The organism is Chloroflexota bacterium (assembly GCA_020850535.1).
GTDB lineage: Bacteria > Chloroflexota > UBA6077 > UBA6077 > JACCZL01 > JADZEM01.
The window spans coordinates 34,144-49,715 of record JADZEM010000217.1; the positions used below are offsets into that span (position 1 = coordinate 34,144).

12 protein-coding genes are annotated in these 15,572 nt (G+C 67.7%); 7 read left to right on the forward strand and 5 right to left on the reverse strand.

Annotated elements, in window-relative coordinates; genetic code table 11:
• Positions 1 to 182 precede the first annotated feature (182 nt).
• The 7 genes from IT306_29815 (at position 183) to IT306_29845 (ending at position 9,121) form a co-directional block, all read left to right on the forward strand.
• Positions 183 to 1,250, forward strand: coding sequence for an amidohydrolase (locus IT306_29815; GenBank protein MCC7372647.1), 1,068 nt, complete (start codon positions 183 to 185; stop codon positions 1,248 to 1,250).
• Positions 1,251 to 1,405: 155 nt separating this feature from the next.
• Positions 1,406 to 2,383, forward strand: a complete 978-nt coding sequence (locus IT306_29820) for an amidohydrolase (protein ID MCC7372648.1) — start codon at positions 1,406 to 1,408, stop codon at positions 2,381 to 2,383.
• Positions 2,384 to 2,478: 95 nt separating this feature from the next.
• Complete coding sequence (locus tag IT306_29825; protein MCC7372649.1) at positions 2,479 to 3,024, forward strand: Rieske (2Fe-2S) protein; 546 nt, start codon at positions 2,479 to 2,481, stop codon at positions 3,022 to 3,024.
• A 324-nt stretch (positions 3,025 to 3,348) separates the two neighbouring features.
• Complete coding sequence (locus tag IT306_29830) at positions 3,349 to 5,202, forward strand: ABC transporter substrate-binding protein (protein MCC7372650.1); 1,854 nt, start codon at positions 3,349 to 3,351, stop codon at positions 5,200 to 5,202.
• Positions 5,203 to 5,389: 187 nt separating this feature from the next.
• Positions 5,390 to 7,240, forward strand: coding sequence for an ABC transporter substrate-binding protein (locus IT306_29835; protein MCC7372651.1), 1,851 nt, complete (start codon positions 5,390 to 5,392; stop codon positions 7,238 to 7,240).
• Positions 7,241 to 7,247: 7 nt separating this feature from the next.
• Positions 7,248 to 8,198, forward strand: a complete 951-nt coding sequence (locus IT306_29840) for an ABC transporter permease (GenBank protein ID MCC7372652.1) — start codon at positions 7,248 to 7,250, stop codon at positions 8,196 to 8,198.
• Positions 8,199 to 8,215: 17 nt separating this feature from the next.
• A complete protein-coding gene (locus IT306_29845) occupies positions 8,216 to 9,121 on the forward strand; it encodes an ABC transporter permease (GenBank protein MCC7372653.1) in 906 nt (301 codons plus the stop codon).
• A 349-nt stretch (positions 9,122 to 9,470) separates the two neighbouring features.
• Here the strand turns inward: IT306_29845 and IT306_29850 are convergent, their stop codons facing one another.
• The 5 genes from IT306_29850 to IT306_29870 all read right to left on the reverse strand — a co-directional run bounded on the left by IT306_29850 (position 9,471) and on the right by IT306_29870 (position 15,543).
• The gene (locus IT306_29850) at positions 9,471 to 10,364 is read right to left on the reverse strand and encodes an ABC transporter permease (protein ID MCC7372654.1); all 894 of its coding nucleotides are present in this window, start codon (positions 10,362 to 10,364) and stop codon (positions 9,471 to 9,473) included.
• Positions 10,364 to 11,281, reverse strand: a complete 918-nt coding sequence (locus tag IT306_29855; GenBank protein ID MCC7372655.1) for an ABC transporter permease — start codon at positions 11,279 to 11,281, stop codon at positions 10,364 to 10,366. Before IT306_29855 ends, IT306_29850 begins: the two co-directional genes overlap by 1 nt.
• Positions 11,282 to 11,293: 12 nt before the next feature.
• Entirely contained in the window at positions 11,294 to 13,000 is a 1,707-nt protein-coding gene (locus IT306_29860) for an ABC transporter substrate-binding protein (GenBank protein ID MCC7372656.1), read from the reverse strand.
• 319 nt (positions 13,001 to 13,319) lie between these two features.
• Positions 13,320 to 14,315: a hypothetical protein gene (locus IT306_29865; protein MCC7372657.1), complete on the reverse strand. Its 996-nt coding sequence runs from the start codon at positions 14,313 to 14,315 to the stop codon at positions 13,320 to 13,322.
• A 55-nt stretch (positions 14,316 to 14,370) separates the two neighbouring features.
• Positions 14,371 to 15,543: a M20 family metallopeptidase gene (locus IT306_29870; GenBank protein ID MCC7372658.1), complete on the reverse strand. Its 1,173-nt coding sequence runs from the start codon at positions 15,541 to 15,543 to the stop codon at positions 14,371 to 14,373.
• Positions 15,544 to 15,572 lie beyond the last annotated feature (29 nt).

The window sequence follows — 15,572 nt, forward strand, 5'->3', positions numbered from 1 at the left end:
CGCTCCGCCTCGCCCCCGAACCCGCGCCTCCACAGGCGGCAGGATCAAACGTTTCGCCTTGACACTGTCACAGACTACAGGTATCGTAAGGCAAGAACAGAACAAGAACAAGAACAAGAACAAAACACACAGGGGAGAGGGTGTCGTTGAGTTCTGTGGGTGTTGACGCGCAACATCGCGTGATGATTCCGGGCGCGGCTGGCCTGCCCATCATCGATTGTGACCTCCACAATCAGGCGCCGAGCACGCAGGCGCTCATGCCGTACCTCCCCGAGTTCTGGCGCGACGCCGTCGAGCAGACCGGCTTCAAAGGTCCGACCGACGATGCGTATCCGCCGGGCCTGCCGACCTCGATCCGCCCGGGCAGCCGGCCGAAAGGCGGCGGACGGCCCGGCACGACGGTCGAGCAGGTCCGCGAGCAGGTGCTCGATCCGTGGAACGTCGAGATCGGCATTTTGAGCTGCTCCTACGGGGTGGACGGCATCCACAATCCGTTTGGCGCGGAGGCGTTCTCGCGCGCCGCCAACGATTGGCAGATCGAGCACTGGCTGGAGCGGGACTCACGCCTGCGCGGCTCGATCGTCGTGCCGATCCAGCACCCTGACATGGCCGCTGCCGAGATCCGCCGCGTGGGCGGCCACCCGGGCTTCGTCCAGGTGGCGCTGCCGGCCCGCGCCGAGCGCCCGTACGGCAACCGCCGCTACCTGCCCGTCTTCGAGGCAGCGCTGGAGCACGATCTCGTCGTCAGCATCCAGTTCGGCGGCTCGCCGGGCGTGCCGCCGACCTCCGCTGGCTGGCCGACCCACTACGTCGAAGAGTGGGTGGGGATGGCGAGCGTCTTTCAGTCCCACCTGATGAGCCTCGTCTCCGAGGGCATCTTCGACCGCTTCCCCACGCTGCGGGTGGTCTGCGTCGAGAGCGGCTGGACCTGGCTGCCGGCCATGCTCTGGCGGCTCGACAAGGAGTGGAAGGGCCTGCGCCGCGAGGTGCCGTGGGTCAGGCGCGCCCCCTCCGAGTACATCCTCGAACACGTCCGATTCACGCTCCAACCCGTCGATGCGCCGCCCGAGTCCGAGTTCCTGCTGGAGACGCTCGATCAGCTTGGCTCAGATGATCTGCTGCTCTTCTCCACGGACTGGCCGCACTGGCAGTACGACTCGCCAGCCGAGGCGTTCCCGCTCGACCTCCCGCCGGCCCTGACCGACAAGATCCTGCGCGGCAACGCCCGCTCCTTCTACAAATTCGCCTGAGACCCCCGGAGGACCGTGTGACCGCGACGCTGCGACGCCCTCAGTCCGAGCAGCCCGTCAGGCCGACTCTGGTCGACGGCGACATCCACACCACCTTCGCCTCGGAGAAGGAGCTGCTGAAGTACCTGCCAAAGCGGTGGCACCGTCACCATGAGATGCTCGGACGGTGGTCGTACAGCGGCACCAACTACCCGAAGGAAAGCCCGAACGCGGCCCGGGTGGACTCGTGGCCGCCAGCGGGCGGGCCGCCAGGGTCGAATCTGCCCTTCCTGCGCGAGCAGTTGCTGGACGAGTGGGGCATCGACATCGCCATCAACAACCCGCTCTTTCACAGCGCCGTGCAGCGGCATCCGCACTACACCGCCGCCCTGGCGCGCGCCATCAACGAGTGGCAGATCGGCGAGTGGACCGATCCCGAGCCGCGTATCAAGGCCTCGATCTGCGTGCCGCAGGAGGAGGGCGACCTCGCGGCGGCCGAGATCGACCGGCTGGGCGACGATCCGAACTTCGTCCAGATCCTGCTGGTGATCCGTGGGGCGGAGCCGCTGGGCCGCCGCCGCTACTGGCCGATCTACGAGGCTGCTGTCCGGCACAACCTGCCCATCGGCATCCATTTTGGCGGCCAGGGCGGCAACCCGCTGACCGGCACCGGCTGGCCTTCGTACTACATCGAGGATCACACGGGGATGGCTCAGAGCTTCCAGGGGCAGCTCACCAGCCTGATCTTCGAGGGCGTGTTCGAGCAGTTCCCCACCCTCCGCGTCTGCCTGATCGAGGGCGGGTTCGCGTGGCTGCCGACGCTGATGTGGCGCATGGACGCCGCCTACAAGCGGCTCCACGAAGAGGTGCCGCACCTGAAGAAGCTGCCCTCGGAGTACATCCGAGACCACATCTGGCTTTCGACCCAGCCGATGGAGGAGCCGTTCAAGCCGCACCAGTTTACGCAGCTGCTGCGGCACGGCACGCTCGCAGACCGGCTGATCTTCGCGACGGACTACCCCCACTGGGACTTCGACGCGCCGGACCAGGCGCTGCCGAAGACGAAGCTGCCCGAGGAGTTCGAGCAGAAGCTGTTCTTCCAGAACGCGCTCGATTTCTACGGCGAGCGGCTCCTGCCGCGCGTGAGGGGCTGAGCGTGGCCGACACGACCGAGCAGCCCGTGCAGGAGTCCATCGCGGATCCGGCCGGCTACGGCGATCCGTCCGTTGGCGCGTCTCTGGCCAGGAAGCTGGCGGCATCCCAGGTCAGCAACGTCGCGCTCGGCGTCGATGACGGCACGCGCTTCGTGGTCGGCACGGTGGACGACATTCCGCCAGGGAGCCGCAAGGTCATCCTGGTCAACGGCCGAGAGATCGGCGTCTTCAACGTCAACGGCGAGTACTTCGCCGTGCTCAATCGCTGCCCGCACCAGGGCGGACCGTTGTGCAGCGGCAGGCAGACCGGGTTCCTCGTCGCGCCGCTGCCCGGCGAGTACCAATTGTCGCGGCCCGGCGAGGTCATTCGCTGCCCGTGGCACGGCTGGGAGTTCGACCTGCGGACCGGGCAGTCCTGGTGCGAGCCGTCAAAGGTGCGCGTCCGGCGCTACGATGTGTCCGTCGAGTCCGGCGAGACGCTGGTGGCGGCGGTTCCTGGCGAGGACGGGCCGACCGAAGCAGAAACCGATCCGCTTGCGCCGCCCGGATTGGTGAAGGGGCCGTACAAGGCCGAGACGTTCCCGGTGTCCATCGAGCAGCAGTACATCGTGGTCGACGTGGGCGGTCGGCGTCCATCGTAGGCCACCGTACACCCGGCGGGGAGATCGTCGGGCAGAGGCGGCGCCGCCGGCGGGCGGCACGGCGCTGACGAGGAGGAGACGGCGCAGACTGGCGTCGAGATCGCGGCCGGGGGTACCCTCCGCCGGCCATCGAAGAAGAACGGAAGCGAATCAGCGCGCCACCTCAGTGGAGTCGGGGCGGCGCGCCAGCAGCCAGGTGTGGCTGACAGCGGCACGGAGCGGTGCTCTCACGGCGGCCAGTGACGGCCGTTGATGCTCGGCGCGAATCTGCCTGTGCGCTGCCACCCCCTGACGCTCCAGACGTCACACGTGGGGAGGTGCAGGATGGATCGACGACAGCTCCTGAAGGCACTCGGTGTTGGGTTCGTAACGACGGCGAGTCTGCCGCTCTTGCAGGCGTGCGCGCCGAGTGCGCCTGCCCAGAAGCCAGCGGAGAGCAAGCCGGCCGAGGCCGCGAAGCCAGCGGAGGCGGCCAAGCCCGCCGCCACGACGGCAGCAGCGGCGCCCGCCAAACCAGCCGAGGCCGCGAAGCCGGCCGAGGCAGCCAAGCCGGCCGCCCAGGCGCCGGCGGCCGCCGCCGGCGCGCCGAAGCGGGGAGGCACCCTGGAGGTCGTGGTTCAGAACGACTGGACCACCATGGACGCTATTTACTCGACCTCTGGCTCGGGTGTGGCCGGCATGATCTGCGGCAACTGGATCCTCTGGGACAAGAACGACAAGGGCCAGTGGGGGCCGGTCCCGGAGATGGTGGCTGAGTGGGATCTGAAGCCCGATGCCGTCACGCTGAAGCTCCAGAAGGGCATCACATTCCACGACGGCACGCCCTGGGATGCCAAGGCCGCCAAGTGGAACCTCGACCGCGCCGCGTTTGACCCGGCCTCCGGGCTGCGCCCGTTCATGGGCAGCATCGACCGCTCGAAGGAGGACGCTGCCGAGCTTGAGAAGCTGAAGGCCGATCCGGAGCACTTCACCTTCTCGTCCAAGGCGATCCAGATCGTGGACGACTCGACGATCAAGGTCGCGCTCAGCTCGCCGTCGCCGGCCTTCATCACCAACATCAGCTCGGCCAACGAGTGGACGAACCCCGTCAGTCCCGACAGCTACAACAAGCAGGGCAAGGCGGCGTTCGCGCGGAATCCCGTGGGAGCCGGCCCCTTCAAGTTCGTGGAGTGGAAGTCCGGCAGCCACATCATCCTGCAGAAGAATCCGCAGTACTGGAAGAAGGGCGCGGACGGTCAGCCGCTGCCGTACCTGGACGGCGTCCGCTACCGGCTCGTGATCGACGACTCGGCCCGCCTGCTGGAGCTCAAGAGCGGCTCGGCGAACTTCACCGAGCTGATCCAGGGGAAGGACATCAGCGGGGTCAAGTCGGACCCGCAGTTGGCGATCCTCGAATCGCAGGCGTCGGGCAACTTCTACCGCCTGATCTTCGACTCGACCAACCCCGAAAGCCCGTTCGTCAAGCACAAGGAGCTGCGGCAGGCGATGCTGTACGCCCTCGACCGCGAGGCGATGGCGAAGACGCTCGGCTTCGGGTCGGGCTCTGGCGTGAAGTACCTCCTGCCCAAGAGCTCGTTCGCCTACGACCAGGACGAGAAGACGCCGCACTACTGGTTCGACAGGGCCAAGGCGCAGCAGCTCGTCAAGGACGTGATGACGAAGGATCCGGCCATCGCCAGCGGCGGCAAGATCAACATCACCTTCACCGTCATCGAGCGAGCCGTGGACAAGGCCCAGTCCGAGATGATCAAGCAGATGGCGGATGCCGTCGGCTTCAACATCACCCTCGAGGTGCTGGAGCGCGCCGCCTGGACCGCCAAGCTCGTGAAGCGGCCGGGCCAGCCCGGCGGCAAGTTCGAGATGGGGTCGATGCGGAACCCGGTCAAGGGCGACGATCCTGACAACCAGTGGCGGACCTTCTACCATTCGTCCGGCAGCTTCAACGTGTCCCACCTCGAAGACAAGGAGTGGGACAAGATGATTGACACGGCGGCTACCACGATGGACCAGGCCGAGCGGATCAAGCTCTACCGGGCCATCGATCAGAAGGCGTTCGACGACGCCTGGTACGGCTGGACCTGGGCGCAGGACTGGAACTTCGTCTACAGCAAGAAGCTGCAAGGCGTCCAGGACACCGTGGCCGGCCGTCACGAATACGCTGCCTACTGGTTCGCCTGACCCGAGGCTACACTGCAAGCTACGGTGCCGGCAGCCTGAGATTCTCAGGGCAGACTCGGTCTCGTTCACGCAAGATACACCCACACAATCCAGATCAGCGGCCGACGCCGGCCGCCGGTCGCGCCCCCCGGGCGCACCGTGCGACATCCAGGCTCAGGACACCGACGTCCACGTTGGGAGGAGACTGATGGATCGACGCCAACTGCTGAAGATGCTCGGCCTCGGGGCCGCGACGGTGGCGACCGTGCCGCTGCTCCAGGCCTGCGGCCAGAGCGCCGCGCCAGCCCCGGCCAAGCCAGCCGAGAGCAAGCCGGCTGAGGCCGCCAAGCCCGCCGCCACCACGGCCGCGGCAGCCCCGGCGAAGCCGGCCGAAGCCGCCAAGCCCGCTGAAGCCGCCAAGCCGGCCGAGGCCGCGAAGCCAGCGGCCCAGGCTGCGCCAGCCGGGCCGGCCAAGCGTGGCGGGACCGCCACCGTCGTGGTGCAGAACGACTGGGTCTCGTTCGACCCGCCGTTCAACACCGCCGAGCCGGGCGGCAGCAACATGATCTACGGCGGCTGGCTGAACTGGGCGCCCAATGCTCAGGGCGTCTGGGGCGCAGTGCCCGACCTCATCGCCGAATGGGATGCCAAGCCGGACGTGCTGACGCTCAAGCTCCAGTCTGGCGCGAAGTTCCACGACGGCACGCCGTGGGACGCCAAGGCCGCCAAGTGGAACCTCGACCGGCTGATCTTCCATCCAGCGTCGGGCGTGCGCTCGAACCTGCGCGGCATCGACCTGTCGAAGGAGGACAACGCCGAGATCGAGAAGATCAAGGCGAACCCGAACGGGCCGTTCACCTTCGAGTCAAAGGCCGTCGAGGCCGTGGACGCCTCGACGGTCCGCATCCGCTTCACTGGCCCGAACCCGTCGATTCCCAGCATCCTGAGCGGCCCGGGCGCGGCCCCGATCAGCCCGGCCGCCTACAACGCGGCCGGCAAGGACGCCTACGGCCGCAAGCCGGTCGGCGCGGGTCCGTACCGCTTCGTCGAGTGGCAGTCTGGCAGCCACGTCACCCTGGAGAAGAACCCCGACTACTGGCGGAAGGGGTCCGACGGCCAGCCGCTGCCGTACATCGACAAGCTGACCTACCGCCTGATCATCGACGACTCGGTGCGGCTGCTGGAGCTGAAGAGCGGCAACGCGCACTTCACCGAGCTGATCCAGGGCAAGGACATCGGCGGCCTCAAGGGCGAGCCGAGCCTGACCGTGGTCGAGTCGCAGGTCTCGGGCAACAACTACCGGGTCATCTTCGACGCCACCAACCCCGAAAGCCCGTTCCGCAACGTCAAGCTGCGGCAGGCGATGCTGTACGCCCTCGACCGCGAGGCGATGGCGAAGACGCTCGGCTTCGCCTCGGGGATCTCGCGCAAGTACCTGCTGCCGAAGGGCTCGCTCGGCTACGACGAGACCGAGAAGGTGCCGTTCTACACCTTCGACAAGGCCAAGGCCGAGGCGCTGGTCAAGGAAGCCGTCGCTGCCGACACGTCGCTGGCCGGCGCAGACGGCAAGGTCGCGTTCACGTTCACCGTCATCGACCGCGCGGTGGACAAGGCCCAGTCCGAGATGATCAAGCAGATGGGCGAGGCGGTCGGCTTCAAGATCACCCTGGAGACGCTCGAGCGCGCCGCCTGGACCGCCAAGCTGGTGAAGCGGCCCGGCCAGCCGGGCGGCAAGTTCGACATGGCCTCGATGCGGAACCCCGTCACCGCCGACGATCCAGACGGCCAGTGGCGCTCCTACTTCCACTCGGCCGGCAGCTTCAACGTGGCCCACGTCGAGGACAAGGAGTGGGACAAGCTCATCGACGACGCCGGCGCGAGCTTTGACAACGCCAAGCGCAAGCAGATGTACCTGGACCTGGAGAAGAAGGCGTTCGACACGGCCTGGTACGGCTGGCTCTGGCAGCAGAACTGGAACTGGGTCTTCAACAAGAAGCTGACGGGCTTCGCGGAGCCGGTCACCAACCGCTGGGACTTCACCCAGATGTCGATGTCCTGAGGCGCCCATGGCAAGCTACATTCTTCAGCGCGTGCTGCAGATGATCCCGGTGATGGTCCTCGCGACGATCATCTCCTTCTCGATCATCTTCCTGCTGCCGGGCGATCCGGCCCTGCTGATCCTCGGCGATCAGCTGGCGAGCGACCGCACGGTCTACGAGGCGAAGCGCGCCGAGCTCGGTCTCGACCGCCCCTTGCCGATCCAGTACCTCGACTGGCTCGGCAAGACGGCGCGCGGCGACCTTGGCACCTCGACACGAGATCGGCAGCCGGTCGTGCAGGGTCTGCGCGAGCGACTGCCGGTGACCCTCCAACTGGCCGGGCTGTCGCTGCTGCTGGCGATCGTCATCGCGATCCCGGCCGGCGTGATCTCGGCCCTCAAGCCGAACTCCGGCTGGGACATCGCGTCGAGCCTGATCGCGTTCGGCGGGATCGCCATCCCGAACTTCTGGTTCGGCATCCTGCTGATCTACTTCTTCGCCGTCTACCTGAAATGGCTGCCGCCTTCGGGCTTCGTGCCGTTCTCAGAAGACCCGGTCCAGAACCTCACCCGTCTCCTGATGCCGGCATTCACGCTGGGCCTGGGCCTCTCGGCGGTGCTGATGCGGCAGACACGCTCGTCGCTGATCGAGGTGCTGCACCAGGACTACATGACGACGGCGCGTGCGAAGGGCCTGGGGCAGAAGGCTGTCGTGCTGGGGCACGCGCTGAAGAACGGGCTGATTCCGGTGGTCACCGTGCTTGGCCTGCAGCTCGGGCTGGTGTTCGGCGGCTCGGTCATCACCGAGAGCATCTTCTCGATTCCCGGCATCGGGCGCTGGGCCGTGGACTCGATCACCACCCGCGACTTTCCGGTGGTGCAGGCGGTCAGCCTCGTGATGGCGGTCGGGGTGCTGCTCGCCAACCTGCTGGCCGACATCGCCTACGCCTACATCGACCCACGCATCCACTATCGCTAGGCTGAAGGAGAACGATTGTGACAACAACGACCCTCCAACAGCCGGTCCCCGTGGCGGAGCGGGCCGCGCGCAACACGTCGCTCCAACTGGTGCGGCGGATCCTGCGGGTGCGCCTCGCGCCGCTGGCGGTGGGCATCCTCGGCGCATTCCTGCTCGTCGCGATCTTCGCCAACGTCATCCAGCGGTACGACCCGATCACCGATCAGTCGTACTCGGAGGCCAACGAGGGGCCGTCGATGGCCCACTGGCTCGGGACGGACTACCTGGGCCGCGACATGTGGAGCCGACTGGTGCACGGCTCCCGCATCTCGCTGTTCGTCGGCCTGATCTCGGTGGGCGTGGGGCTGACGTTCGGCGTCAGCATCGGCGTGGCGGCCGGGTTCGTCGGGGGCAAGCTCGACGCCTTCCTGATGCGGATCACCGAATCGATCTGGACGTTCCCGGCCCTGATGCTGGCCCTGGCGATCACGTCGGTGCTGGGGCGCGGGCTGGTGCCGTCGATGATCGCCATCGGCATCGTCGGCATCCCGTACTTCGCACGGCTGGCGCGGGCCTCGACGCTCACGGCCAGAGAGCTGGACTACGTCCTGGCCGCGCGGGCGCTCGGCGCACCGACGGTCCGCATCCTGACGAATCACATCCTGCCGAACATCGCGGCGCCGCTGATCGTGCAGGCGAGCCTGGGCCTCGGCACGGCGATCATCACCGAGGCGTCGCTGTCGTTCCTGGGCGTCGGCGTGCAGGCGCCGACGCCGTCCTGGGGGCTTGAGCTGCGGACGGGCTACCAGTACCTGGAGATCAATCCTGCCGTGGCGATCTTCCCCGGCGTGGCGATCTTCCTGACGGTGCTGGCATTCAACTTCCTGGGGGATGCGCTCCGCACGGCGCTCGACCCGAGGCTGGCCCGGCGCGGCGGCGACTGAGCGCGATGGCCCGTCACCCCCGTGTGCTCTCTCGCATGCGGGAGAGGGGACGTCCAGTCTCAGCAAGCTGGCTGACGGCTGATGTCGAGCGCACGCACCCCACTGTCATCCTGAGCGCAGCGAAGGACCTCACCCGCTGACCGTCACGTGGCGCGTCAGCGGGTGACGCCCTTCACTGTCCTGAACGCGCGGCCACGGCAACAGTAGCCGCTGACCGTCAACGCTCGCGTCAGCGGGTGAGGTCCTTCGCTGCGCTCAGGATGACAAGGCGGAGTCGCACGCTTTGCACGCGAGGACGTCTCGTCGGCGACCGAAACCACCCCGCCCAAACGCGCACACGGAGTGGAGGTCAATCCTGCAGGCGCGGGTCCAGCACGTCGCGCAGCCAGTCGCCGACCAGGTTGATCGCCAGCACCGTCAGCATGATCCCCAGGCCTGGGAACGTGGCGATCCACCAGCCTGTGGCGAGGTACTGCCGGCCGTCCGCCAGCATCGAGCCCCAACTGGGGATGCGCGGCTCCACACCCAGCCCCAGGAACGACAACGACGCCTCCGAGATGATCATGCGGGCTACCTCGAAGGTGGCGATCACGATCACTGGCGTCATGACGTTCGGCAGGATGTGGCGAAACAGGATGCGGAGGTCGCCCACGCCGAGCGTGCGCGCGGCCAGGACGAATTCCTGCTCGCGGACGACCAGCGTCTCGGCACGCACGATGCGGGCGTAGGTCACCCAGGCCACGATACTGAGCACCACGATGAGATTGACGAGGTTCGCGCCGATCACCGCGACCACGGCGATAGCCAGCAGGACGAACGGGAACGCCAGCTCGACGTTCGAGACCCAGCCGATCACGTCGTCCACGAGACCGCCGTAGAAGCCCGAGAGCAGTCCGAGCGAGATGCCGATGGCCCCCGAGAGGGCCACCGCCGACAGGCCCACCAGCAGGGCGACGCGCGTCCCGTAGATGATCCGACTGAGCACGTCGCGCCCGACCTGGTCGGTGCCGAGGACGTAGGCGCTGCCGGCCTGGAACGGCGGACGCAGCCGCCGGGCGACGTCCTGATCGTTCGGGTCGTGCGGCGCGATGAACGGCGCAAAGATCGCGGAGAGCACGACCAGCGCGAGGATCGCCAGGCCGATCAGCGCCGATGGTCTGCGCGGCAGTGTCAGCCGGCGACGCCGCGCCGCGGCCGGGAGGGCCGGGGCAGTCGTGCCGGCCGAGGTGACGATTCCAGACATCAGCTGAAGCGCACCCGTGGATTGAGATAGGCGTAGAGCACGTCGACCAGGAAGTTGACGACAGTGTAGGCGACAGCTACCAGGAAGACCGCGGCCTGAACGACCGGGTAGTCGCGCCCGCCGATGCTGCTGACGGCCAGCCGGCCTATGCCCGGCCACGCAAAGATCGTCTCGACGATGATCGCGCCGCCGATCAAGTGCGCGAGATCCAACCCGAGCACCGTCACGACCGGCAGCAGCGCGTTGCGGAGGGCATGGCGGCGCAACACCAGCGCTTCCGACAGGCCCTTGGCGCGCGCCGTGCGGATGTAGTCCTGCCCGAGCACGTCGATCAGCCCGGAGCGGACCAGCCGCGCCGTCCGCGCCATGCTGTACATCGCCAGCGTGACGGCGGGCAGGATCAGGTTCTGCCAGCCGCCCCGCCCGAACGGCGGCAGCAGCTCGAGCTGGACCGAGAAGAACAGCAGCAGCATGATCCCGAGCCAGAAGCTGGGGATACTCTGCCCGAGCAGCGCCACGAACATCGCGGCCTGATCGACGATGGTGCCGCGCCACGCCGCCGCGATCAGCCCGGCCGGGACGGCCACCAGCACGGCAATTGCCATCGCCGCGAGGGTCAGCTCCAGCGTGGCCGGCAGCCGCTCGATGACCAGGGAGAGGGCCGGCTCGGACTGGCGAATCGAGCGGCCGAAGTCGCCGCGCACCGCCCCCGAGAGGAACCGTCCGTACTGCACGAGGATCGGATCGTTGAGGCCGAGCCGCTCGCGGACCTGATCGCGCTCCTGCTGGGTCGCGTCGAGCGGCAGCAGCAGCGCGGCCGGGTCACCGGTCGCGAAGAGCAGGCCGAACGTGACCAGGGAGACGCCGAAGACGACGGCGACTCCCTGGATCAGACGACGAAGGATGTACCGCTGCACGATGGCGGCTGACTAGCTGACCGACGCCGACCAGATGATGATCGGCTCCAGGTTGGTCGGCTCGAAGCCCTTGACGCGCTTGTTGACGCCGTAGAGGTAGGTGATCTGTTGCAGGAAGATCATCGGGGCCTCGTCGTGCTGGATCAGCTGGGCCTTCATCAGCGCCTCGCGCCGCTTGGCCTCGTCCAGGGTGGTCCGCCCGATGTCGGCCAACTGGTTGAACTCGTCGTTCTTCCAGCGCGCCCAGATCGTCCCACGCCCGGAGTGGAAGTGCGTCGAGAACGTGTTGTCCGGGTCGAACAGCTCGGTCGACATGCCGATGTCATGGATCGGCGCGCGCTTCTTGGCCTGGACGCCGTCGTAGAAGCTGCCCCACTCAAACGTCTGCACCTTGACGTTGACGCCGACCTTCGCCAGTTGCCCGGCGACGACCGTGGCGATCTCCTTGTCCTGCGGATAGCGCCCATCGGTGCTGTCAAGCTGCACGTCGAAGCCGTTCGGGAAGCCGGCCTCGGCCAGCAGCGCCTTGGCCTTGTCGATGTTGTGCTCGTACGGCTTGATCGAGGCGTTGTAGGCGAAACATTCGGGGATCACCGAGCTCGCCAGCCGCTTGCCGTAGCCGTTGAGCGTGTTCTTGATGATCGCGTCCACGTCGACGGCGTGATTCAGCGCCTGCCGAACCCGCTTGTCTTTGAACGGCTCGAAATTGATCGTATCGAGGTTCATCAGGAAGGCGCGGTTGCTGGTGACCTCGATGCCGGTGGTCTTGTCGCCGTTCTTGATCGACTCGAAGTCGATGGGCGGGATCGCAGCGGCGATGTCGACGGCCCCGGTCTTGACGGCAGCGACGCGCGCCGCGCCCTCCGGAATCGGCTTGAAGACGACCGTCTTGACCTTTGGCTCGCGCCAGTGGCCCGGCACGGCTTCGAGGGTGACGGCCTCGTCCTTCTGCCAGGACACGAACTTGTACGGGCCGGCCCCAACCGGCTTCTTGGCGACGCCCTCCGGCCCGACCTCCTTCGCGTACTTCGGCGGCAGCATGTGGCCATAGTTCATCGAGAGGCGGCTCGGCAGCGAGGGATCCGGCGCCTTGGTGACCAGCCGCACCGTCAGCGGATCGACGATCTGAACCTCGCCGATGGTGTTCAGCGTCGAGGCCATGACCGCCTTGGTGGCCGGGTCCAGCACCCGCTCGATGGAGTACTTCACCGAGTCGGCGTTGAACGGCTCGCCGTTGTGGAAGGTGACACCGTCGCGGAGCTTGATCTCCCAGGTCTTGTCGTCGATGCTCTTGTACGACGTTGCTAGCCCCGGCTGGAGCTTTCCTTCCTTGTCGCGCGTGAGCAGCGTGTCGTAGATGTTGAGCGTGATGCTCCACACAGCAGCCGAGGCGGTGGCCTGCGGATCGAGCGTATCGGGATCGATGCCCTGGGCGATGGTGAGCGTGCCGGCCGGCGCAGCGCCGGCGGCCGGCTTGGCATCGGCGGCCGGCTTGGCGGCCTCAGCCGGCTTCGCCTCCGTCTTGGCGGCCGGCGCATTGGTCGCGGCCGGTGCGGCCGCGGCGGGCTTGCTCTCGGCCGGCTTGCTCTCGGCCGGCTTCGACTCCGCTGGCTTGGCGGGCGCGGCGGGCTGTTGCTGGCAGGCGGCCAGCAGTCCGCCGCTCACCACGGCCAGCAGCCCGACGAAACGGCGACGCGTCAGCACGGTGCTACGTCGCATCTGATCTCCCATCTGATCGCTCCCCTACTCACCGACGCCGCCACGCACAACACGCTTTCCGAGACGTCGAGGTGCCTTCAGAAACGTCACAATGTCGAGCGGGCTACTCAAGTACATGCCACAAAGTGTAGCAGGCATCCAGAGGCGTCGGGGACGGGCATAGGGCGATTGCATGATGGCCTCGTCGTGCGGCCCCGTCGGGGCTTTCAAACCCCGACCGCTCATTGACGGCGTTTCGGGAACACAGACGAACACGCAATCGCCCTGGGAACCGACGTCCCCGACCTCCGGATCGGACGCTCCTTGTGGACCTCGGCGCTCAGGCCCTTGCGCGCAGGGCGTCACGTGCCGCCGACGCCACGCTGTCGGCAACAGACGGCGTGTTGGAGCATCCCGGTGCGACCAGCAGGCCCCGACCGCCGGTGTTGTCGATGGCGGCCTGGACCTCGCGGGCCACGTCCCCGGGCTTGAGGTTGAGGTCGGCCGGCTTGGTGGTCACGCCGCCGGCCACCGCCTTGCCGGTCCGGTCGGCCAGGGCGCGCAGGCTCGGGTTGCGGCCGCCCAGCGAGTAGTTGAAGGCGTGGGCGGGATACTCGGCGAAGATGTCGAAGAAGACGGCCTCACCGCAGGTGTGCAGCAGGTTGAACGCGCCGTCCGACACCGCGTCGAGGATCTTCAGGTCGTCGGCGACGGCCCACTCACGGTACTCATCCTGCGTAACCAGCCCGTCGGTCCCGATGTTGGTGGCGTAGAACAGACCGTCTGCGCCCGCCGCCAGCGCCGCGCGAGCGTAGCCGGCCATCGTCTCGGTCACGGCATCGAGCGCGGTCCGCAGCGCGGCCGGGTGCTCCTGCATGGCCGACCGCAGCGCAACAACGTCGCCCGGCTGCAGACGCCGCACGATCATCAACGGGTTGAAGATCGTCCAGATGATCGGGATGTCGCCAACGGCCGCCCGGATCAGCTTCAAGGCTTCGAGCTGCTCCCCGAGCGGGCCGGACGTCCAGTCGACCGGGCGGAGCGAGTCCAGCTCCCGCGGCGTTGACACGGCGGTCTTGACCAGCGTCGGGTTGACGGTCCGCTCGCCTGACGCCTGCCAGACGGATCCGAACGCCTCTTCGAACGCCTGCGCCCGGGTCTGCGGCTTCAGAAAGTCGAAGTCGAAATCGGCCAGGACGCGCAGCGTCTCGGCAGCCAGATCCTCAGCGCTGTTCTCCCGCGCAAAGTTGTGCGCCCAGAAGGCGTAAGGCGGACGGTCAACTTCCTGGCCGGCCAGTGCCGCCAGTACGCGCTCGCGCTTGGTCATGTTGGACACGAGAACCCTCCCGAGTTCTCCACCCTCTCTCCAGGGCAGGCGTCCCGCGTCGTCGTCAGCCGAGCAGCCGCTCCAGCAACGCGAGGTAGCCACGAACACCCCGCACGAGCTGCTCTGCCGCCACGCGCTCGTTCGGTTGGTGCGCCAGCTTGTCATCGCCCGGCCCGAAGATGACCATCGGGATCCCGGCGCCGACCCACATGCCGCCATCAGTGTAGTACGTCGCGCCGCGTACCTTCGCCTCGGCGCCCGAGATTTCGGTGACCGCGGCGGCGGTTGCGCGGATCAGCGGGTGCCCGGTGGGCGTCTCCACGGGCGGCATGTCGTTCCCGACGTTGATCTGGAGCCGCAGGCCCGGCGTCGTCGACTCCAGCTCGGCGGCCATGTCGCGGATCTCCTGCACGATCTGGTCGTGATCCTGCCCGGGCAGCGTCCGCAGATCGACGGTCGCCTCGGCGCGGTCCGGCACGACGTTCGTCTTGATGCCCCCGCTGATCGTCCCGAGGTTCATGGTGGGCGGGGCCAGCAGCTCGTGCGGGGTGTACGGGACCTTCGGCCAGCGGTCGCCGAGCCAGCGCAGCAACGTGATGACGTGCTCGATGGCGTTGATGCCGAGATGCGGCATCGAGCCGTGCGCCGTCTTCCCCTGCCCGATGATCTGGAGCCAGATCGCGCCCCGATGCGCCGCGACCACGTCCAGGTTGGTCGGCTCGCCGATGACGATCCAGCCGACGCCGTCCAGACCGCCGGTGTCGCGCAGGTGCTGCGCGCCGGCGCAGTCCACCTCCTCGCCGATGGTCACGGCGAACCGCACGTCGCCTTTCGGCCGCCAGCCCTGTCGGCGCGCGGAGGCCATCGCCACCAGCATCGCGGCCAACCCGGCCTTCATGTCAGTCGCGCCGCGCCCCCACAGCTCGCCATCCACCAGATCGCCCGAAAACGGCCCATGGTCCCAGGCGACATCGCCGGGCGGGACCGTGTCAGCATGGCCGGACAGCATGACGGCCGGGCGCTCGCCGGTCCCTGTGAGGGTCACCAGCAGGTTTGGTCGACGGGGCAGGACGTCGACGATCTGAGGCGCAAAGCCCCAGGCGGCGGCTCGCTCGGCCAGCACCCGAACGACACCCTCCTCGTCGCCGGGCGGGTTCACGCTGGACGTGCGGAGCAGGTCGCGGAGCAGCTCGACGACGGCATCGGACTCGGCGGCGGACAGGTTCTCGTGCAGCATGCTTCAGGATAGCCCGTCTTTCCAGCCGA